This is a genomic window from Mesorhizobium sp. M1329 (assembly GCF_040318035.1).
Lineage (GTDB): Bacteria > Pseudomonadota > Alphaproteobacteria > Rhizobiales > Rhizobiaceae > Mesorhizobium.
The window spans coordinates 47,122-69,435 of sequence record NZ_JAMYLN010000011.1 but is presented as its reverse complement, the minus strand read 5'-3'; the positions used below and the strand labels follow the sequence as shown (position 1 = coordinate 69,435).

General features: G+C 62.7%; 21 protein-coding genes. 20 read left to right on the top strand and 1 reads right to left on the bottom strand.

Annotation, left to right across the window (positions count from 1 at the left end; translation table 11 throughout):
• The first annotated feature begins 72 nt into the window (after positions 1–72).
• The 15 genes from ruvC to ftsH all read left to right on the top strand — a co-directional run bounded on the left by ruvC (position 73) and on the right by ftsH (position 13,602).
• Positions 73–585, top strand: a complete 513-nt coding sequence (gene ruvC, locus NKH21_RS13560; protein WP_352666156.1) for a crossover junction endodeoxyribonuclease RuvC — start codon at positions 73–75, stop codon at positions 583–585.
• Positions 586–640: 55 nt separating this feature from the next.
• On the top strand, positions 641–910 hold the full coding sequence (locus NKH21_RS13555) for an AbrB/MazE/SpoVT family DNA-binding domain-containing protein (protein WP_292664915.1): 270 nt from the start codon (positions 641–643) through the stop codon (positions 908–910).
• Positions 888–1,334 (top strand): type II toxin-antitoxin system VapC family toxin, encoded by a 447-nt coding sequence (locus tag NKH21_RS13550; protein ID WP_352666158.1) that lies wholly within the window; start codon positions 888–890, stop codon positions 1,332–1,334. Before NKH21_RS13555 ends, NKH21_RS13550 begins: the two co-directional genes overlap by 23 nt.
• A 13-nt stretch (positions 1,335–1,347) precedes the next feature.
• A complete protein-coding gene (gene ruvA, locus NKH21_RS13545) occupies positions 1,348–1,968 on the top strand; it encodes a Holliday junction branch migration protein RuvA (protein WP_352666160.1) in 621 nt (206 codons plus the stop codon).
• 40 nt (positions 1,969–2,008) lie between these two features.
• Entirely contained in the window at positions 2,009–2,293 is a 285-nt protein-coding gene (locus NKH21_RS13540) for an AbrB/MazE/SpoVT family DNA-binding domain-containing protein (protein ID WP_352666162.1), read from the top strand.
• A 46-nt stretch (positions 2,294–2,339) separates the two neighbouring features.
• Entirely contained in the window at positions 2,340–3,380 is a 1,041-nt protein-coding gene (gene ruvB / locus NKH21_RS13535; RefSeq protein WP_352666163.1) for a Holliday junction branch migration DNA helicase RuvB, read from the top strand.
• Between the two features lie 127 nt (positions 3,381–3,507).
• Positions 3,508–3,978 carry a tol-pal system-associated acyl-CoA thioesterase gene (gene ybgC / locus NKH21_RS13530; RefSeq protein ID WP_352666164.1) on the top strand — a complete coding sequence of 157 codons (471 nt, stop codon included), beginning with the start codon at positions 3,508–3,510 and terminating at the stop codon, positions 3,976–3,978.
• Between the two features lie 295 nt (positions 3,979–4,273).
• Entirely contained in the window at positions 4,274–4,984 is a 711-nt protein-coding gene (gene tolQ, locus NKH21_RS13525; protein ID WP_352489260.1) for a protein TolQ, read from the top strand.
• 9 nt (positions 4,985–4,993) lie between these two features.
• On the top strand, positions 4,994–5,452 hold the full coding sequence (gene tolR / locus NKH21_RS13520; protein ID WP_254816466.1) for a protein TolR: 459 nt from the start codon (positions 4,994–4,996) through the stop codon (positions 5,450–5,452).
• Positions 5,453–5,459: 7 nt separating this feature from the next.
• Positions 5,460–6,617, top strand: a complete 1,158-nt coding sequence (gene tolA / locus NKH21_RS13515) for a cell envelope integrity protein TolA (protein WP_352666165.1) — start codon at positions 5,460–5,462, stop codon at positions 6,615–6,617.
• A gap of 67 nt (positions 6,618–6,684) precedes the next feature.
• Positions 6,685–7,968 (top strand): Tol-Pal system beta propeller repeat protein TolB, encoded by a 1,284-nt coding sequence (gene tolB / locus NKH21_RS13510; RefSeq protein ID WP_502895839.1) that lies wholly within the window; start codon positions 6,685–6,687, stop codon positions 7,966–7,968.
• A 283-nt stretch (positions 7,969–8,251) separates the two neighbouring features.
• Positions 8,252–8,758 (top strand): peptidoglycan-associated lipoprotein Pal, encoded by a 507-nt coding sequence (gene pal / locus NKH21_RS13505; protein ID WP_023677992.1) that lies wholly within the window; start codon positions 8,252–8,254, stop codon positions 8,756–8,758.
• 188 nt (positions 8,759–8,946) lie between these two features.
• Positions 8,947–10,053, top strand: coding sequence for a tol-pal system protein YbgF (gene ybgF / locus NKH21_RS13500; RefSeq protein WP_352666167.1), 1,107 nt, complete (start codon positions 8,947–8,949; stop codon positions 10,051–10,053).
• A gap of 54 nt (positions 10,054–10,107) precedes the next feature.
• Positions 10,108–11,571, top strand: a complete 1,464-nt coding sequence (gene tilS, locus NKH21_RS13495) for a tRNA lysidine(34) synthetase TilS (RefSeq protein WP_352865526.1) — start codon at positions 10,108–10,110, stop codon at positions 11,569–11,571.
• A gap of 105 nt (positions 11,572–11,676) precedes the next feature.
• Entirely contained in the window at positions 11,677–13,602 is a 1,926-nt protein-coding gene (gene ftsH, locus NKH21_RS13490) for an ATP-dependent zinc metalloprotease FtsH (protein WP_023677989.1), read from the top strand.
• Between the two features lie 726 nt (positions 13,603–14,328).
• Here the strand turns inward: ftsH and NKH21_RS13485 are convergent.
• The gene (locus tag NKH21_RS13485; RefSeq protein WP_352666171.1) at positions 14,329–15,330 is read right to left on the bottom strand and encodes a hypothetical protein; all 1,002 of its coding nucleotides are present in this window, start codon (positions 15,328–15,330) and stop codon (positions 14,329–14,331) included.
• A gap of 537 nt (positions 15,331–15,867) precedes the next feature.
• Between NKH21_RS13485 and glmM the strand changes: the two genes are divergently transcribed.
• The 5 genes from glmM to serA all read left to right on the top strand — a co-directional run bounded on the left by glmM (position 15,868) and on the right by serA (position 22,301).
• Positions 15,868–17,220: a phosphoglucosamine mutase gene (gene glmM, locus NKH21_RS13480; RefSeq protein WP_352471193.1), complete on the top strand. Its 1,353-nt coding sequence runs from the start codon at positions 15,868–15,870 to the stop codon at positions 17,218–17,220.
• 224 nt (positions 17,221–17,444) lie between these two features.
• On the top strand, positions 17,445–18,284 hold the full coding sequence (locus NKH21_RS13475) for an outer membrane protein (RefSeq protein WP_352666173.1): 840 nt from the start codon (positions 17,445–17,447) through the stop codon (positions 18,282–18,284).
• A gap of 232 nt (positions 18,285–18,516) precedes the next feature.
• Positions 18,517–19,266, top strand: a complete 750-nt coding sequence (locus NKH21_RS13470; RefSeq protein ID WP_352865522.1) for an outer membrane protein — start codon at positions 18,517–18,519, stop codon at positions 19,264–19,266.
• A gap of 189 nt (positions 19,267–19,455) precedes the next feature.
• Positions 19,456–20,631: a phosphoserine transaminase gene (locus tag NKH21_RS13465; RefSeq protein WP_352865520.1), complete on the top strand. Its 1,176-nt coding sequence runs from the start codon at positions 19,456–19,458 to the stop codon at positions 20,629–20,631.
• Positions 20,632–20,699: 68 nt separating this feature from the next.
• The gene (gene serA, locus NKH21_RS13460) at positions 20,700–22,301 is read left to right on the top strand and encodes a phosphoglycerate dehydrogenase (RefSeq protein ID WP_352666179.1); all 1,602 of its coding nucleotides are present in this window, start codon (positions 20,700–20,702) and stop codon (positions 22,299–22,301) included.
• The last annotated feature ends 13 nt before the right edge of the window (positions 22,302–22,314 follow it).

The window sequence follows — 22,314 nt, the reverse complement described above, 5'->3', positions numbered from 1 at the left end:
CACTGCCAGAGCCTGTTTCTGGTTTGTTCACATTTCGCTGGCATCGCTGTCCGTCGGAGGTAAACTTGGCGGATGGGGGAAGCGATTCGCATCATCGGCATCGATCCGGGGCTGAGGCGCACCGGTTGGGGCATCGTCGAAAGCCTCGGCAATTCGCTGCGCTTCGTTGCTTCCGGCACGGTGCGGTCCGACGACAAGGCGGCGCTGGCGGTGCGTCTTTGCCAATTGCATGACGGGCTCGCCGAGATCCTGCATGCCGCGATGCCGCACGAGGCGGCGGTCGAGCAGACTTTCGTCAACAAGGACGCCGCTGCGACGCTGAAACTCGGCCAGGCACGCGGCATCGCCATGCTGGTGCCGGCGCGTGCCGGGCTTGTCGTTGCCGAATATGCGCCAAACGCCGTTAAAAAGGCGGTGATCGGCGTCGGCCATGGCGACAAGAAGCAGATCCACATGATGGTCAAGGTGCTGATGCCGAAGGCGACTTTCGACACAGACGATGCCGCCGATGCGCTGGCCATCGCCATCTGTCACGCGCATCACCGGCAGAGCATCGCCTACAGGCTGGCGGCGCTGGCCGGATAAGTTGTTCTTGACTTGTTCTCCGGATGGCAATAAGTAATACCGGCGAGGTATTACCATGCGCGTTACGACTAAGGGCCAGGTGACCATCCCGAAGGAGATACGGGATCACCTGGGCATCGGCCCAGGCTCGGAGGTGGAATTCGTTCCCACCGAGGACGGCGCTCTTGTCATTGCGGTCGACGAAAACATGTCGGAGGAGGAAGCCTCGCGCAGATTCAGCCAGACGCTCGATCGTATGGCCGGTACGCTGGATTTGGGGGGCATGACGACGGACGAATATATGGAATGGCTGAGGGGGCCGCGTGAAGATCTCGACATTGATTGACACAAATGTCCTGATCGACGTGTGGGGCCCTGCCGGACGGGAGAGGAAGTGGTCAGCGTCGGCGATCACCGCATGCGGGCGCGACGGTGCACTTGTCATCAACACAATCGTCTGGTCCGAACTCGCGCCGCTGATTGCGACGGAGCAGGCCCTTCGCCAAGCAGCCGACATGCTCAAGATTGAGCGTGAATTCCTGCCCTGGGAAGCGGCCTTCCTCGCCGGTGTCACGCATTCCCGCTATCGCCGCGCCGGCGGCATTCGCGAACGAACCTTACCGGATTTCTTCATCGGCGCCCACGCCGTCATTGCGGGACATCGGCTACTGACGCGCGATGCCGCGCGCTATCGTAGCTATTTCCCGGACCTCAATATCATCTCGCCGGAAACCCATGAAGGGCCAGGCTTGACAGGAAAGTTCAAATGATCGGCAAGCCCAAATGATCGGCAAGCTAAAAGGCACGCTGGACGAGATCGACGAGGATTTCTGCATCGTCGACGTGCATGGCGTCGGCTATGTCGCCTATTGCTCGGCGCGCACGCTTGCCGCATTGCCGCCGCCCGGCGAGGCGGTGGTGCTGTTCATCGAGACCTATGTGCGCGAGGACATGCTGCGGCTCTATGGGTTCCAGTCGGTGCTGGAACGCGAGTGGTTCCGGCTGTTGATGAACAATGTGCAGGGCGTCGGCGCCAAGGTGGCGCTGGCCATCCTGTCGACGCTGGCGCCGGCCGACCTCGCCAATGCGATTGCGTTGCGCGACATCGCCATGGTCAGCCGCGCGCCCGGCGTCGGCAAGAAAGTCGCCGAGCGCATCGTCACCGAATTGAAGAACAAGGCGCCGGCCTATGCGGGCACTGCCTCCGGCACCATCGGCCTGAAGCAGGAGCTCGGCGAAGGCGTTGCCCCGGCGCCGATCACCGACGCCGTCTCGGCGCTGGTCAATCTCGGCTATTCGCGCGACACCGCCGCCAATGCGGTGGCGGCAGCGCTGAAGACGGCAGGCGAGGAGGCGGACGCCTCTAAGCTGATCCGCTTCGGGCTGAAGGAGCTGGCACGGTGAGACGTTGCCCGACAAATAAATTCCGACTAGGAACAAGAGCATGGTCGGATATGCGGGCTTGACCTCCAGGGGGCAGCTTACGATTCCAAAGAAAGTCCGGAACGAGTTGTCGCTCAAGTCAGGCGATACTGTTGCCTGGACGGTCGTGGATGGTCTCCTGATAGGAACGCCGCGCAATCTCAAATTTGCCGACCTCGCTGGATTTCTAGGTGATCCACCTGACGGGCCTGTTACGCTGGAACAGATCGACGCGGTGGTAAGAGATGCAGTAGGCCGCCATGTTGTTGGCGAGCAGCAAGACGCCGAACGAGAGGGTGCCGGGTGACCTTGATCCGTGTCGATACGAACTTTTTCCTTCGAGCGGTATGCGAATGAGCCTTTCGCCACGCCTCATTGCTCCCGATAAACGCGGCGAGGACGCCGAGCAGACCTTGCGGCCGCAGACGCTTGGCGACTTCGTCGGACAGGCGGCGGTGCGGGCCAATCTCAAAGTGTTCATCGAAGCCGCCAAGGGGCGCAGCGAAGCACTCGACCATGTGCTGTTCGTCGGCCCGCCCGGCCTCGGCAAGACGACGCTGGCGCAGATCATGGCGCGCGAGCTCGGCGTCAATTTCCGCTCGACCTCGGGTCCGGTCATCGCCAAGGCCGGCGATCTGGCGGCGCTGCTCACCAACCTCGAAGACCGCGACGTGCTGTTCATCGACGAGATCCATCGGCTCAACCCGGCGGTCGAGGAAATCCTCTATCCGGCGATGGAGGATTTCCAGCTCGACCTGATCATCGGCGAGGGGCCGGCGGCGCGCTCGGTCAAGATCGACCTGGCCCGCTTCACGCTTGTCGCCGCCACCACCCGGCTCGGCCTGTTGACCAACCCGCTGCGCGACCGCTTCGGCATTCCGGTGCGGCTCAATTTCTATTCCGTCGAGGAACTCGAGCAGATCGTGCGGCGCGGCGCCCGCATCCTTGCCATGCCGCTCGGCGACGACGGTGCTTTGGAGATCGCCCGGAGGGCGCGGGGCACGCCGCGCATCGCCGGCCGGCTGTTGCGCCGGGTGCGCGACTTCGCCAGCGTTGCCGGCGACGGCCATGTCGACCGCCAGATCGCCGATGAGGCGCTGACGCGGCTGGAGGTCGACGGGCTCGGCCTCGACGCGCTCGACCGCCGTTATCTCCAGATGATCGCCCGGAATTTCGGCGGCGGGCCGGTCGGCATCGAAACCATCGCGGCCGGGCTTTCGGAGCCACGCGATGCCATTGAGGACATCATCGAGCCCTTTCTGATCCAGCAAGGCTTCATCATGCGCACCCCGCGCGGCCGCGTGCTGGCGGCCAATGCCTGGCGGCATCTCGGCCTCGACGCGCCGAAGGACCTGGCGCAGCAGCAGATCAGCCTGTTCCAGGAAGAGCCATAAGTTCCGCTGCTTACGGCTTCGGTGCTGGCAGTTGCCGGCCCCGCCCTCCAGGTCTTGATCATCGCCGGTCTATGCGCAAAACAGGTGTTGCTTGAAACAGGGCCCGTCGGGCCAAAAGGACAGCGCAATGGACGATCACGGTGAATCGGCATTGTCCGCCGGACTTTCCGGCGCGCTGACGGAATTCGGCCATCGATTGATGGCGCGGGTCTATTATGCCGACACCGATTTTTCCGGCGTCGTCTACCACGCACGCTATCTCGAATTCTTCGAGCGCGGCCGTTCCGACTATCTGCGGCTGGCCGGCGTCCACCACACCGAGCTTGCCGACGGCAAGCATGGCGAGAAAATAGTCTGGGTGGTGCGGCGCATGGAGATCGACTTCCGCGGTTCGGCCCGCATGGACGACATCCTGACCATCGATACGCGCACCGATGAGATTTCCGGCGCCCGCATCGTCATGGCGCAACAGTTGAAGCGCGGTAGCGAAGTGCTGGTCGAGGCGCGGGTCGAAGCGGCGATCATCGGCGAGAACGGCCGGCCGCGGCGCTTTCCCAAGGACTGGGTGGCAGCCTTCATGCCCAGAACGCGCAAATAAAGGGTTCAGAGGTGACGATCCCGCAGCCCCGTCCGGGCCAGGATCGCCGGGGCGACCCACATAGGCGCGGCAATGCGCCGCGCTGTACGTCCTAACCCATCCTTAACCATAACGGTCCATGAAGGGATTGGTTAAGATTGGAAGAATCCAAGCGCCTTCCTTTCACCAATATTTGCCCTGAAAAGGCCGCCAACGGTGCATTTGGGGTTATTCCGCAAGCTTAACGCGAACGGACCACAAGGGATGCCCATGGGCCAGCCGCCAGCCACGCCCGGAAAATCTTTAAGGACGTAACATGGAAAACATCGCTCTCGCCGACCCGGGCGCGCATTTATCGATTTGGGCCTTGTTCATGCAGGCCGGTTGGGTGGTCAAGCTGGTCATGATCGGCTTGCTCTGCGCCTCGATCTGGACCTGGGCGATCATCGTCGACAAGCTCGTCGCCTATGCCCGCATGCGGCTGGCGCTCAACCGCTTCGAACAGGTGTTCTGGTCGGGACAGTCGCTGGAAGAACTTTACCGCACGCTCGCCGACCGCAAGACGACCGGCATGAGCGCGATCTTCGTCGCCGCCATGCGCGAATGGAAGAAGAGCTTCGAGAAGGGCGCGAAATCGCCGCTCGGCCTGCAGACCCGCATCGACAAGGCGATGGATCTGGCGTTGACCCGCGAGATGGAAAAGCTGGAAGGGCGGCTCGGCTTTCTCGCCACCACCGGCTCGGCGGCGCCCTTCATCGGCCTGTTCGGCACGGTTATCGGCATCATGACCTCGTTCCAGGCGATCGCCGCCTCGAAGAACACCAGCCTGTCGGTGGTCGCGCCCGGCATCGCCGAGGCGCTGCTGGCGACGGCCATCGGCCTGCTCGCCGCCATCCCCGCGGTTATCGCCTACAACAAGCTGTCGTCGGACGCGAGCAAGATCGCGGTGCGCATGGAAGGCTTCGCGGATGAGTTCTCCGCCATACTCTCGCGCCAAATCGATGAAAAAGTCGCGCAGAAGGCCTGAGGAACGATCATGGGAATGTCCGTAAGCGCAGGTGGCGGAGGACGCGGCGGGCGCGGCCACAGGCGGCGCGGCCGCCATCACGCCTTGATATCGGAGATCAACGTCACGCCGATGGTCGACGTGATGCTGGTGCTTTTGATCATCTTCATGGTCGCGGCGCCGTTGCTGACGGTCGGCGTGCCGATCGACCTGCCCGATACGCAAGCCAAAGCGATGAACGCCGATACGCAGCCTATAACCGTGTCCATCAACCCGGCCGGTCAGATCTACCTCCAGGAAACCGAGATCCCGATCGAGGAGCTGGTGGCAAAGCTGCAGGCGATCTCGAAGACCGGCTATGACGAGCGCATTTTCATCAGGGGTGACAAGGCGACGGATTACGGCACGGCCATGAAGGTGATGGCCCGCATCTCGGCTGCCGGCTACAAGAACATCGGCCTGGTTTCACTGCAGGAACAGGATCAATAGACGCAAGATGAGGACCGGCCTCACCACATCGGTGATCTTGCATACGGTGGCGATCGCCTTCGGGCTGTTCACGTTGTCCTCGCCGCCCGCGATGCCTGCGTCCGATGCGGAATCAGTGTCGGTCGAGATCGTGCCGATGGAAGCGACGGCGCAGGTCCTGCAAGGCGACAAGAAATCTGTGATGCATGACAAGCCGGCGCCGCTGCCGACGCAGCGTCCCGACATCGTTCCAGACGCCCAGAAAATCGGCGATAACAGCGTCGACACCGACAAGCCGCCGACACCGGAGCCCAAGCCCCAGCCAGTCGATATGACGGCGGCTCCGCCGCCCGCGCCGACGCCGGTCGAGAAGCCCAAGCCCGAGGACGTGCCGAAGCCGAAGGAAGAGCCGAAGCCTATTCCCGCTACGGAGGTAGCGCCGGTGCCGCAGCCGAAGGAAGAGGTCAAGCCCGAGCCTGTCAAGCAGACCGAACCCAAGCCGACGCCGGCCAAGGAGCCGACGCCCACGCCGCCGCAGGACAAGACCGCCGCGATCGACCCGCAGCCCGAGGTCAAGCCGGATGCCGTCGCCGAAGCGATTGCCAAGCAACCGCCAACCGAGGAGGCGCAGCTTCCCGACTCGGCCCCGGCGCCCGAGGCTCGGCCGAAGCCGCAGCCGGCCCAGGCCGAAAGCGCCAAGGCGCCGGAGCGCAAGGACGCCGACAAGCCGGTCAAGGAGGCCTCATCCAAGCCGAAATCGGACGACAAGCAATTCAACGCCGACGAGATTTCGGCTTTGCTCGACAAGCGCAAGCCATCCGGCGGCGGCGCCAAGCGCTCGACCCAGCAGGCATCGCTCGGCGGCGACAAGGATCAGGGCCAGAAGCTTTCGAAATCGGAGCAGGGGGCATTGGAGGCCCAGCTTGGCGGTTGTTGGACGCTTCCGGCAGGGCTCGAGGGTTCGGAGAATTTCGTCGTCGTGGTCCGGTTTAATCTGGACGCCTCCGGCAAGCTGGATGGCCGGCCGAGCGTTGAAAAGTCGAGCGGAAACCGCCCGTTTGACGAAAGTGCAGTGCGCGCGGTTCAGAAATGCGATGTGGCCGGCCTGCAGGTTCCGGCGGGCAAGCAAGACATCTGGTCCGACGTTCGGGTCACTTTCGACCCCAGGGAGATGCTCGGCCTTTAGGACCGGCGCCCACAGAATCAGCGAAGAGAAGCGAGAAGACATGAAATCCATCCTCAAGCCGCTCCTGATGATCGTAGCGATGGCGCTGGGCATGACTGCCGCCGCCACCTTGCCGGCGCGGGCGCTCGTTGAGCTCAACGTCAACAAGGGCAATGTCGAGCCATTGCCGATCGCTATCACGGATTTCCAGGGTGGCGATGCACTCGGTGCCGAGATTTCCGGCATCGTCAGTGCCGACCTGAAACGCTCCGGCCTGTTCGCGCCGATCGACAAAAGCGCTTTCATTGAAAAGATTTCGAACCCGGATGCCACACCGCGCTTCGAAGACTGGAAGGTGATCAATGCGCAGGCGCTGGTCACCGGCAGTGTCGGCAAGGAGGCTGACGGCCGTGTCCGCGCCCAGTACCGGCTGTGGGACACCTTTGCCGGCCAGCAGATGTCGGGCGAACAGTTCTTCGCCAACGACGCCAATACCAGGCGCGTCGCCCATATCATCGCCGACGCTATCTATGAGCGGCTGACCGGCGAGAAGGGCTATTTCGACACGCGCGTCGTCTTCATCGACGAGTCCGGCGCCAAGAATGCGCGCAAGAAACGGCTTGCCATCATGGACCAGGACGGCGCCAACGTCCGCTATCTCTCGAACGGCAAATCGATCGTGCTGACGCCGCGCTTCTCGCCGAACCGGCAGGAAATCACCTACATGTCCTATGAGAGCGGTCAGCCGCGGGTGTACCTTTTGCAGATCGAGACGGGGCAGCGCGAGCTGGTCGGCAATTTCCCCGGCATGACGTTTGCGCCGCGCTTTTCGCCGGACGGCCAGAAGGTGATCATGAGCCTGCTGCGCGACGACGGCAATTCCAACATCTTCGCCATGGATCTGAGAAGCCGCTCGACAACCAGGCTTACCAATTCGACCGCCATCGACACCTCACCGTCCTACTCGCCTGACGGCAGCAAGGTGGTGTTCACCTCGGACCGCGGCGGCCGCGCGCAGATCTATGTGATGGGCGCCGACGGCTCGGGCCAGACCCGAATCTCGTTCGGCGACGGCGTCTATTCGACGCCGGTGTGGTCGCCGCGCGGCGATCTCATCGCCTTCACCAAGCAGACCGGCGGCGAATTCCAGATCGGCGTCATGCGCACCGACGGTTCGGGTGAGCGCATCCTGTCCACCGGCTTTCAGCAGGAAGGGCCGACCTGGGCGCCCAACGGCCGGGTACTGATGTTCTTCCGCGATTCCAATGGTGGACCAAAACTTGTTTCGGTCGATCTCACCGGCCGCAACGAACAGTCGATCCCGACGGCGAACTTCGCCTCGGATCCGGCCTGGTCGCCGTTGCTCGAATAGGCTGGAAGAGGATGTTCAACTCGAGCATCCTTTGCTCCCAGTTGCATGCCGGCAACGGTGGCCGAAAAGCGCCGTTTCCGGCCTTGTTTTCACCCGATGGTCGCGTTTTGGCCGCATTTCCGCCTACGGTCCGCGCTCATTGTCGCCTTTGAGTAGCCCTCGGCAGAACGGTTGCGGACGGCAGCCGAAACCAAATTTTAACCGTGTTTCTTGAGCGTCGGTTAACCCAAACGTGGTTACTGGACGATCAATGAAATCACTCGAATTGCGAAGGAGAGGCGGCATGGGCCGTATCGCAGCACTTACCACAAACCCGGTCATGATCGCGCTGGTCGCGATGCTCGCGATTACCGGTTGCGCCTCGAAGAAGACGCCGAACAGCGCCGCCGATCTCGGCCTCAACGGCGCCGGCGCGGCAACGCCCGGGTCGGCCCAGGACTTCACCGTCAACATCGGCGACCGCATCTTCTTCGACACCGATTCATCCTCGATCCGCGCCGATGCGCAGACGACGCTGTCGCGCCAGGCGCAGTGGCTGAACCAGTACAAGCAGTATGCCATCGTCATTGAAGGCCATGCCGACGAGCGCGGCACGCGCGAATACAATCTGGCGCTCGGCGCCCGCCGTGCTGCCGCCACCCGCGACTTCCTGGTCGCCAAGGGCGTTTCGGCGCAGCGCCTGAAGACCATTTCCTACGGCAAGGAGCGTCCGGTCGCGGTTTGCGATGACATCTCCTGCTGGTCGCAGAACCGCCGCGCCGTCACCACGCTGGGCGGCGCCGGCTCCTGATCGGCATAAATGCAACACTTGGTGCGAAAGGCGGCCAAAGGGCCGCCTTTTTCATATCTGCTCGCTCCAAACAAAATTTGGCCGAAGTCTCACGTCCTGTTAAGAGCCGAGAGCGTCTGGCTGGTCCCAGTTGGCTGGTCTACTTCGATTGAGAGGCGCGCAACAACGGTTTTCACGGCGAGAGGCACATGCATTTCAGATCGGTCTTGAGCGGCACGCTTGCGCTGCTGCTCGTATCAAGTATCGCGGCACTTGCTGACGGGGCAAATGGCACCGGGCAGTCATCGGAAAGCGGTTTTTCCTTCCACCTGCCGACGATCAAGCTGCCCGGCATTTTCGGCGAAAAGAAAAAGCCGGATCAGGTTCAATTTGCGCAACAGGATGGCACCGGCACTCCGGCGCTGGAGGAACAGCTCCGGCAGATGAACGGCAAGATCGAGGAACTCAATTTCCAGGTCCTGCAGATGCAGGAGCAGATCCGCAAGCAGCAGGAAGACAACGAATTCCGCTTCCAGCAATTGGAAGGCGGTCAAGGCGCGCAGCAGCCAACCGAGCAGAAGAAGTCCGAGGCCGCCCCCAACAACGACACCCCCAACGGTGACAATAACGTGGCGGAGGCGCCGGGGACGCCGGCTCCGGCTGATGCGGGCAAGGCAGCAGACGGCCGCAAAAGCGTCGAGGACGTCATCATCGAATCGCCCAACGGCGATCCCGGCAAGCTGATCCCCGGCGCACCGCCCAAGACGTTCGGCACCATCACCGTCGACAAAAACGGCAATGTCGTCGAAGCCGATGGCAATGCGCAGGCGAATGCGCCTGAGCAGAATACGGCCCCAGCCAACGGCGCCGGCGCAGCCGGCAACAAGGCCGGTAAGTCCGACGATACGGTGGTCGCGGCACTCCCCTCGACCAACGACCCGGAGGAACTTTACCGCAACTCCTACCAGTTCATCCTGTCGGGCGACTACAGCACCGCCGAACAGGGTTTCCGCGACCACATCGCCCGTTTTCCCCGGGACGCCAAGGCGGCGGACGCGCATTACTGGCTTGGTGAATCGCTGCTCGGCCAGCAGAAATACCGCGATGCGGCCGAGATTTTCCTCGCTGCCAGCAAGGACTATCCCAAGGCCAAGAAGGCGCCCGACATGTTGCTGAAGCTCGGCGTTTCACTGGTCGGGCTGAAGCAGCGCGACGTGGCCTGTGCCACTTTCAGCGAGATCGGCAAGCGCTACCCCGATATTTCCGGCGCGCTCAAGGAGCGGGTCAAGCAGGAAAGGGCACTCGCGGCGTGCTAGTTTTTCCGCTGCATGTCGTTGCCGCAAAACCGGGCCCACTTTTGGGCGACATGCATGACGCTCGACACCGAACCTGACCTTTCGGATTTTTCGCGGATCGACTTTTCCAACGGCGCTGTAGCGGCCGTGTCCGGCGGCAGCGACTCGACCGCCCTTCTCCTCCTCCTCAAAGCTCATCTCGACCGCAACGCCCCGGCAACCAAATTGCTGGCGGTGACGATCGATCATCGATTGCGGCCGCAAGCGGCAGCGGAAGCGCAAGCCGTGGCCAGGCTGTGCGCGGCGCGCGGCATTGCCCATCGCATCCTCGCCTGGTCGGGGCACAAACCATCGACCGGCCTGCCCGCCGCCGCGCGCGAAGCGCGATACCGGCTGCTCGCCGAGGCCGCCGAAGCGGCAGGCATCGGCCTGATCCTGACCGGCCACACCGCCGACGACCAGGCCGAGACCGTGCTGATGCGGCAAGCGCGTGACGAGTGGCCAAGTGATCGGGCGCCAAGTGACGCAGGACAGAGCGACGACGGGCCGCGCGACGAAGGGCGGGGCCTTGCCGGCATGGCGCCGGCAACGCTCTACGACTGGCGGCACTGGATCGTACGGCCGCTGCTCGGCGTAAGGCGTGCTGAGCTGCGCGAATTCCTGCGGCGTGAACAGGTTGCCTGGATCGAAGATCCGACCAATGCCGACACCGCTTTCGAGCGGCCGCGCGTCCGCGCAGCACTTGCCGAAGGCGATGGTGCGCCTCGCGTGGCTGAAGCGATGGCGCTGGCCACAAAGGCGGCGGTCGAGCGTGAGCAGCTGGGACATCGCGCGGCCATGCTGATCCGCAGCTTGGCCTCCAGGCCGGCCGCCGGCCTCATCCGCCTCGATCGGGATTTTGCGACGGCCGCCGACAGCCGGGCGGCCATCTATGCGCTGCGTATCCTGCTGGCGGCGACCGGCGGCACCGCCTTCCTTCCCGACCAGGCCCGCAGCCAAGCCGTTTTCGGCCGGCTCCGCACCGGGCCGCTTTGTGCCACATTGTCGCGGACCGTGGTCGATGCCCGGCGTACCGGTATCTTTCTGCATCGCGAATTGCGCGATCTGCCGCCCGCTATCGAGGTTTCCGACAACGCCCTTTGGGACGGCCGCAGACGGATCACATTGGGCGACAGTTCAGGTGCATTGTTGATCGCGCCGCTGTTGGTAGCACCGCTCGGGACGGCTCTTGCCGCAAAGCGGGCAATTGAAGGGCGTGGCACGCCGGCAAGCCTTGTACGTGCCGCCTTGGCCGCCGAGCCGGCGCTATGGCGGGATGGCGAATGCCTTGGTCTGCCTGGGGAAGGCGCGGGTTTGCCCGGGGAAGGCCCGATGCCGGCGGCTGTCGCCGCATATCCGGCAGTCGCGCCCTTCGCCCGTTTCCTGCCGTCCTTCGATCTGGCGCCGGCCGATGCCGTCGCCGCCTTGCTTGGCGCGGCGCCGGTTCCAGCCTCGCCATTCGGTGGCCACAGTGCCGACCTACCACGGCCGAAAGCTTAACCGAGACCTGCTGTTATGCTTGGCAAGGGGAGACGCTCTCCCTATGTTAGGGCCAAGTTTCCTCTCACGACGCGTGTCCGCCCAGCGGCGCCAACGGGACAATTGATGAATCCGAATTATCGCAACCTCGCGCTCTGGGCGATCATAGCGGTCCTGCTCATCGCTCTCTTCAACCTTTTCCAGACGCCGCAGACGCGTGGAGCCTCGAGCGATGTCCCCTATTCGCAGTTCCTGCAGGAAGTCGCGGCGGGACGGATCAAGTCGGTGACCATCGCCGGCGCCCGTATCTCCGGCAATTACACGGACAGTTCCAACGGCTTCCAGACCTATTCGCCTGGGGACCCGTCGCTGGTTTCGCGGCTGCAGGACAAGAACGTCACCATCAATGCGCGTCCTGAATCCGACGGCTCCAATTCGCTGTTCGGTACCCTGATCTCCTGGCTGCCGATGATCCTCATCCTCGGCGTCTGGATATTCTTCATGCGCCAGATGCAGTCCGGTTCCGGCCGCGCCATGGGCTTCGGCAAGTCGAAGGCCAAGCTTTTGACCGAAGCGCACGGCCGCGTCACCTTCCAGGACGTCGCCGGTGTCGACGAAGCCAAGGAAGATCTGGAAGAAATCGTCGAGTTCCTGCGCGACCCGCAGAAATTCCAGCGGCTCGGCGGCAAGATCCCGCGCGGCGTGCTGCTCGTCGGTCCTCCCGGAACCGGCAAGACGCTGCTCGCCCGCTCGGTCGCCGGTGAAGCCAACGTGCCGTTCTTCACCATTTCGGGCTCGGACTTCGTCGAGATGTTCGTCGGCGTCGGCGCAAGCCGCGTCCGCGACATGTTCGACCAGGCCAAGAAGAACGCGCCTTGCATCATCTTCATTGACGAAATCGACGCGGTCGGCCGCCATCGCGGCGCCGGCCTCGGCGGCGGCAATGACGAGCGCGAGCAGACGCTGAACCAGCTGCTGGTCGAGATGGATGGCTTCGAATCCAACGAAAGCATCATCCTGATCGCCGCTACTAACCGGCCCGACGTGCTCGATCCGGCGCTGCTGAGGCCGGGCCGCTTCGATCGCCAGGTGGTGGTGCCGAACCCCGACATCGTCGGCCGCGAGAAGATCCTGAAAGTGCATGTGCGCAACGTGCCGCTGGCGCCCAATGTCGACCTCAAGGTGATCGCGCGCGGCACGCCGGGCTTTTCCGGCGCCGACCTGATGAACCTGGTCAACGAATCCGCACTGATGGCGGCGCGGCGCAACAAGCGCCTCGTCACCATGGCCGAATTCGAGGACGCCAAGGACAAGATCATGATGGGTGCCGAGCGCCGCTCGTCGGCGATGACGCAGGCCGAGAAGGAGCTGACCGCCTATCACGAGGCCGGCCACGCCATCCTGGCGCTCAACGTGCCGTCGGCCGATCCGCTGCACAAGGCGACCATCATCCCGCGCGGCCGGGCACTCGGCATGGTCATGCAGCTGCCGGAAGGCGACCGCTATTCGATGAGCTACAAATACATGATCTCGCGTCTCGCCATCATGATGGGCGGCCGTGTCGCCGAGGAGTTCAAGTTCGGCAAGGAGAACATCACCTCCGGGGCCTCCTCCGATATCGAGCAGGCGACCAAACTGGCGCGCGCCATGGTGACGCGCTGGGGCTTCTCCGACAAGCTCGGCCATGTCGCCTATGGCGACAACCAGGAGGAGGTGTTCCTCGGCCATTCGGTGGCGCGCACCCAGAACATCTCGGAAGAGACGGCGCAGATCATCGACGCCGAAGTGCGCCGGCTGATCGACGAGGCCTATTCGACGGCAAGGTCCATCCTGACCAAGAAAAAGAAGGAATGGATCGCGCTGGCGCAGGGCCTGCTCGAATACGAGACGCTGTCCGGCGAGGAGATCAAGCAGCTGATCGCCGGCAACAAGCCCGCACGCGACCTCGGCGACGACACACCGCCGAGCCGCGGCTCGGCCGTGCCGAAGTCCGGCCGCCGCAAGAAAGGCCCCGAGCCCGAAGGCGGCATGGAACCCCAGCCGTCAAGCTAGGCTCCGGCCCAGGACAGGTCGACTTCGAAACGCCGCGGCTCTAACCGCGGCGTTTTCTTTTGGGGGAATGCGACCCTTCGCTTGAATTGGCGAAAGTGACGATGACGGCCAATCTCCCCTCCTGGGGGAGATGCCAAGTGGTCGCAAAGAGGGCAGGACAGAGAGGGGCGCGAAGGAACGCGGCCTTCTATCGTTGACGACTTCGGGACGATCGACGAGGCGTGGCGGTCAAGGAAATTCGCAGTTTCTACCGGCGGCGCCACATTTTGTTCTTGCTTTGTGCCGGCAGCTATGCTACTAATTTGGATATGGTGCCAAATGGCTCCAACGATCCGCCCGCCGAGGCGGGTTTTTTGTTTCAGGCACCTTTCGATTAGGTCCGCAACCTTGCGCCAACGTTGGCGATTGGCGAAAGCCGACATGATGGCTAATCTCCCTCCTTGTGGGGGAGATGTCCGGCAGGACAGAGGGGGGCGCTGTCCCGCCGACCTGCCAACGTATCGCAGCCACGCCACAACTGATCTGATCTCCATCAGAGAAAACAAATTAAAGGTTTCCTTCGCGCCCCCCTCTGCCCTGCCGGGCATCTCCCCCACGAGGGGGAGATTGGCAGCGTCATCGACGATGCCACTTTGCAACGCAGGGCCTCTCCTTGGAGTCGGCAGCAACAAAAAAGCCCGCGAACCTTGCGGCTCGCGGGCTCATGTCGTCGGATGGTGGCGCCGGTCAGCTCTTCAGCTTGGCGTTGCAGAGGCTATAGAAGCCGCCGCCTTTCTGGATCCACCTGAGGCCGCCCAGCGTGTTGGCGTCCTTGTTGGCGTAATAGAGGTCGAGGCAGGTGTGCATGCGGCCCTTGGCCGGGGTCTCGGTTGCATACTTCTTGGAGATCGCCGTCGGGAATTTCACGCCCTGGGGGGCGGTGATGGTCGGCGGTTGCGGATCGCCGGTGTACTTGGCATCGGGAGCCGGCAGGGTGTCGTCGTCGGCTGCGCCGGCGCCGCATTGGCTCTTGCGGAAGTCGTTCCACTTCATGCCGTTCAGCGTGTTGCCGGCCTTGGCAGCCTGATATTTGGCGCTGCAATCCGCCATGCTGAGGCCTTTGCCGGTATCGGTCGCGGCGGCTGTCGTCGCCTTGGCAGGTGCCGCGGCAGGCTGTGCGGCTGCAGTTGCGCCGGCGGCGCATTCACTCTTGCGGAAGTCGTTCCATTTCATGCCGTTGAGCGTGCCGGCAGCCTTGGCGGCCTGGTACTTGGTGCTGCATTCCTTGGCCGTCAGCCCAGGCGCCGCGTCATCGCTGCTGGCCGCCGCTGCTTTGGTCGTGGCGGCGGGTTGTGCGGCTGCCGTCGCGCCGGCGGCGCACTGGGTCTTGCGGAAATCGTTCCACTTCATGCCGTTGAGCGTGCCGGCAGCCTTGGCCGCCTGGTACTTGGTGCTGCACTCCTTCGCCGTCAGGCCCGGCGCCGCATCGTCGCCGGCGGCTGCCTTGGTCGTGTCAGTGGCCTTGGCTGCGGCTTTGGCTGGCGCGGTGTCGGTCGTAGCGGCGGTGGCATCGGTGCCGCATTGGGCCTTGCGGAACTGGTTCCAGTTCTGCCCGCCAAGCGTTCCCGCATCCTTGGCCGCGTTATACTTGGTGCTGCACTCGGCCATGGTCAGCGCATTGGCAGGCGCCGCCAGGAATAAGGTCGCGACGGCAAGACCCGTCAAAGTGGCAAGTCGATGGATGAGCATGCTTGTTCTCCCTACGGCGGTTCATGATATGTCCCAGTGCAGCAATAGCGCTCAACGGCTGGTTGCGCCAGATGCTAAGTAGCGTAGAGACAAATTTAGAAGTGCATTCTTTTCTTTAAGGTGATGAATTCGTTGCCGGGACTGCCTCCCAGCCAAGTTCGTCCGGGTGCATTGCAAGGAAAGCGCGCCTATGGCTGGTTCCCAGCGAGGGCACTGCGTCGCATGACAGCCAGTCAAATCGGCGGGTGCGGCGAACCTGAGCCTACCGCTTTCTGGAGCAGCACGATGCGGATTCGGGTTCAAGGCCACACACTGCCACAGACCAAAGGATCCAGATGAGGTTTGAGTTGACGTTTCTGATGCTGCTGCCGCAACAAGGGCTCGGAACTTGAAAATCAACACACTAGCGTGACGCAAAACACACAAAACAACAATTTTCTAAGGATTGGTCGTCCATAATCATACAATGTGATGACGGGGCTTGGGCCATTTTATGGCATGAGATGCTCGGAAAGAACCATCGGGAAGCTGGCGAACATGGCAGGACATTATTTCGGCACGGACGGCATTCGTGGGCGAGCCAACAAGTTTCCAATGACGGCGGAGGTCGCCATGCGGGTCGGCATGGCCGCCGGCCTCTCGTTCCAGCGCGGCAGCCACCGCCACCGCGTCGTGCTCGGCAAGGATACCAGGCTTTCCGGCTACATGATCGAGAACGCGATGGTATCCGGCCTGTGCGCCGCCGGCATGGATGTCTTCCTGCTCGGCCCGATCCCGACGCCGGCTGTTGCCATGCTGGTGCGCTCTCTGCGCGCCGATATCGGCGTGATGATCTCTGCCTCGCACAACCCCTATTACGACAACGGCATCAAGCTGTTCGGCCCCGATGGCTACAAGCTGTCCGATGAGATCGAGGAGCGTATCGAGGGGATGCTCGACAAGGATATCGAATTGGCGCTCGCCGATTCCGATGGGCTCGGCCGTGCCAAACGCGTCGACGGCGTGCATGACCGCTATATCGAATTCGCCAAGCGCACGCTGCCGCGCTCGATGTCGCTGTCGGGCCTGCGCATCGTCGTCGATTGCGCCAATGGCGCCGCCTACAAGGTGGCGCCCGACGCGCTGTGGGAACTCGGCGCCGAGGTCGTTGCCATCAATGTCGAGCCCAACGGCTTCAACATCAACAAGGAATGCGGCTCGACTCATCCGGCCGGCCTGCAAAAGAAGGTGCACGAGGTGCGCGCCGATATCGGCATTGCGCTCGACGGCGATGCCGACCGTGTCGTCATCGTCGACGAGAACGGCGCGATCGTCGATGGCGACCAGATCATGGCGCTGATCGCCGAGTCCTGGCAGCAGAGCGGACGGCTGGCCGGCGGCGGCGTCGTCTCGACGGTGATGTCCAATCTCGGCCTCGAACGCTTCCTCGGCGACATGAACCTGCAGTTGCATCGCACCAAGGTCGGCGACCGCTATGTCGTCGAGCACATGCGCGCCCATGGGCTCAATGTCGGCGGCGAACAGTCGGGCCACATCGTGCTGTCCGATTTCTCGACCACTGGCGACGGCCTCGTCTCGGCGCTCCAGGTACTCGCCTGCATCAAGCGGCATAACCGGCCGGTCAGCGAACTGTCGAAGAAGTTCGAGCCGGTGCCGCAGCTGTTGAAGAATGTGCATATTTCCGGCGGCAAGCCGCTGGAGGAGGCGCCGGTCAAGGCGGCGATCGAAGATGCGCGCAATCGCCTCGGCAAGGCCGGACGCCTGGTCATCCGGCCTTCCGGCACGGAGCCGCTCATCCGCGTCATGGCGGAGGGCGACGACCCGCAGCTTGTCGAGTCCGTGGTCAACGACATCGTCGAGGTCATTTCGGAAACGCGCAGCGCCGCCTGATCTCCCTCCAACATCGGTTCAAAAGCCCGCCTTGCCGGCGGGCTTTTGATTGGGTCGCGGCCAGCACCGCCTGCAGCAACGGCCGCCAGATGCTCGAATTTTAGAGATTCGTGGTTAATCAATACGGTTAAACGCCTTTTAACCTTTCCGATTCATTATCCACAACTGAGGTCAATCACATTTCGGGCGCGTTCGCCGTTCGAGGGTTCTCAGGGGTGATAAGCATGTTCAACACAGCAAGAATGGCTCTCCTGGCCGCGCTGTTTGCCGGCGCCGGGCCGGCATTCGCCGCCGATTTCGTCGAGCCGCCCGTCGTCGAGGAGGCGCCGCCACCGGTTGCCTACGAGCAGCCGGCCGACTTTGGCGGCTGGTATATCCGTGGCGACATCGACTATCACTGGTCGAAGTTTCGTGGTGGCGACTACATCACCTACGGTGTAGCGCCCCAGAATCCCGGCAAGTTCGATACAGGCAAGCTGGATGGCGCTTTTTCGGCCGGCGGCGGTGTTGGTTACCAGATCGACGAGCATTTCCGCACCGATCTTACCTTGGACTGGATGAGCAAATCCAAATTCCGCGGCTCGACCAACGGCTTCTGCGGCGTATTACAAACCCCTTGCACATCCGTCGACACCTCGTCCTATTCAGCGCTGCTGCTCTTGGCCAACGCCTATGTCGACATCGGCACCTGGCATGGCGTCACGCCTTATGTCGGTGCCGGCATCGGCGGCGCCTGGGTTAAGTGGGATACACTCCACAACGTCGACGATGACGGCGAGTTCGAGCATCATGGCGGCAAAGGCTGGCGTTTTGCCTATGCTGCCATGGCGGGCGCCTCCTACTGCCTGACCGACCGCGTCAAACTCGACGTCGGCTACCGCTTCAGCCACATCAATGGCGGCAAGATGTTCGACTACGCTTCGGATAGCAATGTTGGCCCGGGCTACGACCGCGGCATCAATGTGCACGAAGTGCGCGGCGGCCTGCGCTACCAGTTCGGCAGGTCGGACTGCGCGCCGCCGGAGCCTTACGTGCCGGAACCCGAGCCCGTCTACACGAAGTAGTTGTTTCTGAAATCGAGGAATTTATCGACCGCCCGGCTGATGCCGGGCGGTTTCGTTTGGCTGCCTAAGATGCTGCGTTGTTCTGTAACACCGTCCAGCTCGAGGGGCGAAAGCGGATCAAATCAATTGCTAACGCCTTGTTATCCTTAACCCGCACTTAACCACTATGGTTAACAATGCTCCTTGAAACGGCGCGCGATCGCGAATGCGCCAAGTTCGGGAGCCGAGGACCATGACATTCAAATCGCCTGTAGCTCTGGCGCTTGCAGCAGTCGTCCTGATGCCGCTGACGCCGGCGCTTGGCGCCGATTACGAACCGCCGGTCTATGTCGACCAGGCGCCCGACTATGTACCGGTCGAGGTTGGCTCGGGATGGTATCTGCGCGGCGATGTCTCCTATCTGGTGCAGAAGAGCTTCAAGGATGAGCATTTCGCCTTCACGCCCGCGAGCTTCGACGAAAAGGAAGATCCCATCTTCGCCAGCATTGGCTTCGGCTATCATTTCAATGACTATCTGCGCACCGATCTCAATGTCGGCTATCTTCCCGGCAACAAGATCGACGTCGGCTATAACGACGGAACGACCGTGGCATCGGCGACCCTGAAGAACTATGCCTTCTCAGGCATACTCAATGGCTATGTCGACCTTGGCACCTATGTCGGAATCACACCTTATCTCGGCGCTGGTGTCGGTGTCGTCCAGAGCAAGCGTCGCCTCTCGGCGAGCTACTTCACCGACAACGCCAACCCCGCCGACGATTTCGTCCTGCGTGACAACAAGACCCAATATTCCTTCGCCTACACGCTGAATGCCGGCCTTGCCTACCAGGTGTCCAAGAACGTCTCAGTCGATCTGGGCTATCAGTATTTTTCCGCGCCAGACGCCGAATATGTGACTGCCGAGAGCCTGACTTCTTTTCCGATCCGCAAAGGAATCAACAATCATCAAGTCAAAGTCGGACTACGCTACGACCTCTGGTAGGCTCGATCGAAGCCGAGGCGTTGACAATGGCGGGTCGTAGGCCCGCCGTTTGCATTTTCGCCCCGGGCGCTGGCAATATCCCGACAGCGACAAAAACTTTCCCCTTGACGCCGAAAGCCTGAACGCATATCGCCGTCCGTGGGCCACCCCTCCCCAACGAGGGGCCACTATCTGGAAGGATAGACCACGATGACGACGCATACGAAGCCTGGATTCCGTCCTGCAAATCCCAATTTTTCCTCAGGTCCCTGTGCAAAACGCCCCGGCTGGTCGGTCGAGGCGCTCAAAAATGCCGCGCTCGGGCGCTCGCACCGCGCCAAGATCGGCAAGACCAAGCTCGAACAAGCGATCGAGCTGACGCGGGAAATACTCCAGGTTCCGGCGGATTACCGCATCGGCATCGTGCCGGCCTCGGATACCGGCGCGGTCGAAATGGCGCTGTGGTCGCTGCTCGGCGAACGCGGCGTCGACATGGTCGCCTGGGAGAGCTTCGGCTCCGGCTGGGTCACCGATGTGGTCAAGCAGCTGAGGCTCGCCGATGTGCGCAGGTTAGAGGCCGATTACGGCGCACTGCCCGACCTGACCAAAATCGACTTTGATCGCGACGTGGTCTTCACCTGGAACGGCACGACGTCGGGCGTGCGCGTGCCGAACGGCGATTTCATCCCGGCCGCCCGCAAGGGCCTGACCATCTGCGACGCCACTTCGGCGGCCTTTGCGCAAAAGCTCGATTTTCAGAAACTCGACGTCGTCACCTTCTCCTGGCAGAAGGTGCTGGGCGGTGAGGGCGCGCACGGCATGCTGATCCTCAGCCCGCGCGCCGTCGAGCGTCTGGAAAGCTACAAGCCGGCCTGGCCACTGCCGAAGATCTTCCGCCTCACCTCGGGCGGCAAGCTGATCGAAGGCATCTTCAAGGGCGAGACCATCAACACGCCGTCGATGCTGTGCGTCGAAGACTATCTCGACGCACTGCGTTGGGCGAAGTCGATCGGCGGCCTCGACGCGCTGGTCACCAGAGCGGATGCCAATGCCGCTGTTCTCGATCGCTTTGTCGGGAAATCTTCCTGGCTCGGCCATCTTGCCGTCGATCCGGCGACGCGTTCGAACACATCGGTCTGCCTTTCCTTTACCGACCGGCAAGTCGCTGCACTCGACGCCGACGGACAGGCTGCGTTCGCCAAGGCAATTGTCTCGGCGCTCGACAAGGAAGGCGTCGCCTATGACATCGGCGCCTACCGCGATGCACCGCCCGGGCTGCGCATCTGGTGCGGCGCGACAGTCGAGACCTCCGATCTCGAAGCGCTGCTGCCCTGGCTCGACTGGGCCTTTGCCGCGCAAAAGGCGTCGCTGAAGGCAGCCGCCTGAGTTTTCCTGTGGCGGCTCTCGGGCCGCCCACCCCCAAACGGATCAAATCCTAATTGAAGGAGGCCGCCATGGCGCCCCGCGTTCTCGTCTCAGACAAACTTTCCACCACCGCCGTGCAGATCTTCAGGGATCGCGGCATCGAGGTCGACTATTTGCCGGATATCGGCAAGGACAAGGAAAAACTGCTCGAAGTGATCGGCCAGTACGATGGGCTGGCCATCCGCTCGGCGACCAAGGTCACGGAGAAGCTGATCAATGCCGCGACCAGGCTGAAGGTCGTGGGCCGCGCCGGCATCGGCGTCGACAATATCGACATCCCGGCGGCGAGCCGCAAGGGCATCATCGTGATGAACACGCCCTTCGGCAATTCGATCACCACCGCCGAGCATGCGATCGCCATGATCTTCGCGCTGGCCCGCCAGATACCGGAGGCCAACGCCTCGACCCATGCCGGCAAATGGGAAAAGAACCGCTTCATGGGTGTCGAAATCACCGGCAAGACGCTCGGCATCATCGGCTGCGGCAATATCGGCTCGATCGTCGCTACGCGCGGCGTCGGCCTGAAGATGCATGTCATCGCCTTCGATCCATTCCTGTCGGACAGCCGCGCCGAGGAGCTTGGTGTCGAAAAGGTCGAGCTCGACGAGCTGTTCGCCCGCGCCGACTTCATCACGCTGCACACACCGCTGACCGACAAGACGCGCAACATCATCGACGCCGCGGCGATCGCCAAAATGAAGACCGGTGTGCGCATCATCAATTGCGCGCGTGGCGGGCTGGTCGTCGAGGCCGACCTGATCGCGGCACTGAAAAGCGGCAAGGTGGCAGGCGCCGGCATCGACGTGTTCGAGGTCGAACCGGCGGAGTATAATGAACTGTTCGGCATGGAAAATGTCGTGGCGACGCCGCATCTCGGCGCGTCGACCACCGAAGCGCAGGAGAATGTCGCCCTGCACGTCGCCGAGCAGATGTCCGACTATCTGATCAAGGGCGCCGTTTCCAACGCCATCAACATGCCGTCGATCACCGCCGAAGAGGCGCCGCGGCTGAAACCTTTCGTCAAGCTTGCCGAAGTGCTCGGCGCCTTTGTCGGACAGGTCACCGAGGATCCGATCAAGGAGGTCGAGATACTGTTCGACGGCTCGACCGCGACGATGAACACGCGCGCGCTGATCAGCGCCACCCTTGCCGGGCTGATCCGGCCGCAGGTCTCCGACGTCAACATGGTGTCGGCGCCGATCATGGTGAAGGAGCGCGGCATCATCGTCGCCGAGGTCAAGCGCGACAAGTCGGGCGTGTTCGACGGCTATATCAAGCTGACGGTCAAGACCGAGCACAGGACGCGCTCGATCGCCGGCACCTGCTTCTCGGATGGCAAGCCGCGCTTCATCCAGATCAAGGGCATTAATCTCGACGCCGAGGTTGGCCAGCACATGCTCTACACGACCAATGCCGACGCGCCCGGCATCATCGGTCTGCTCGGCACGGTCTGCGGCGAGAACGGCGTCAACATCGCCAACTTCCAGCTCGGCCGCAACCGGCCGGGCGGCGATGCCATTGCATTGCTCTATCTCGATGCGCCGTTCCCGGAAAACGTGTTGGCGCAGGTGCGCTCGCACAAGTCGATCGACTCCGCCAAGCGGCTGCATTTCGATGTCGGCGTAGCCTGAAACTCGGTCGCCC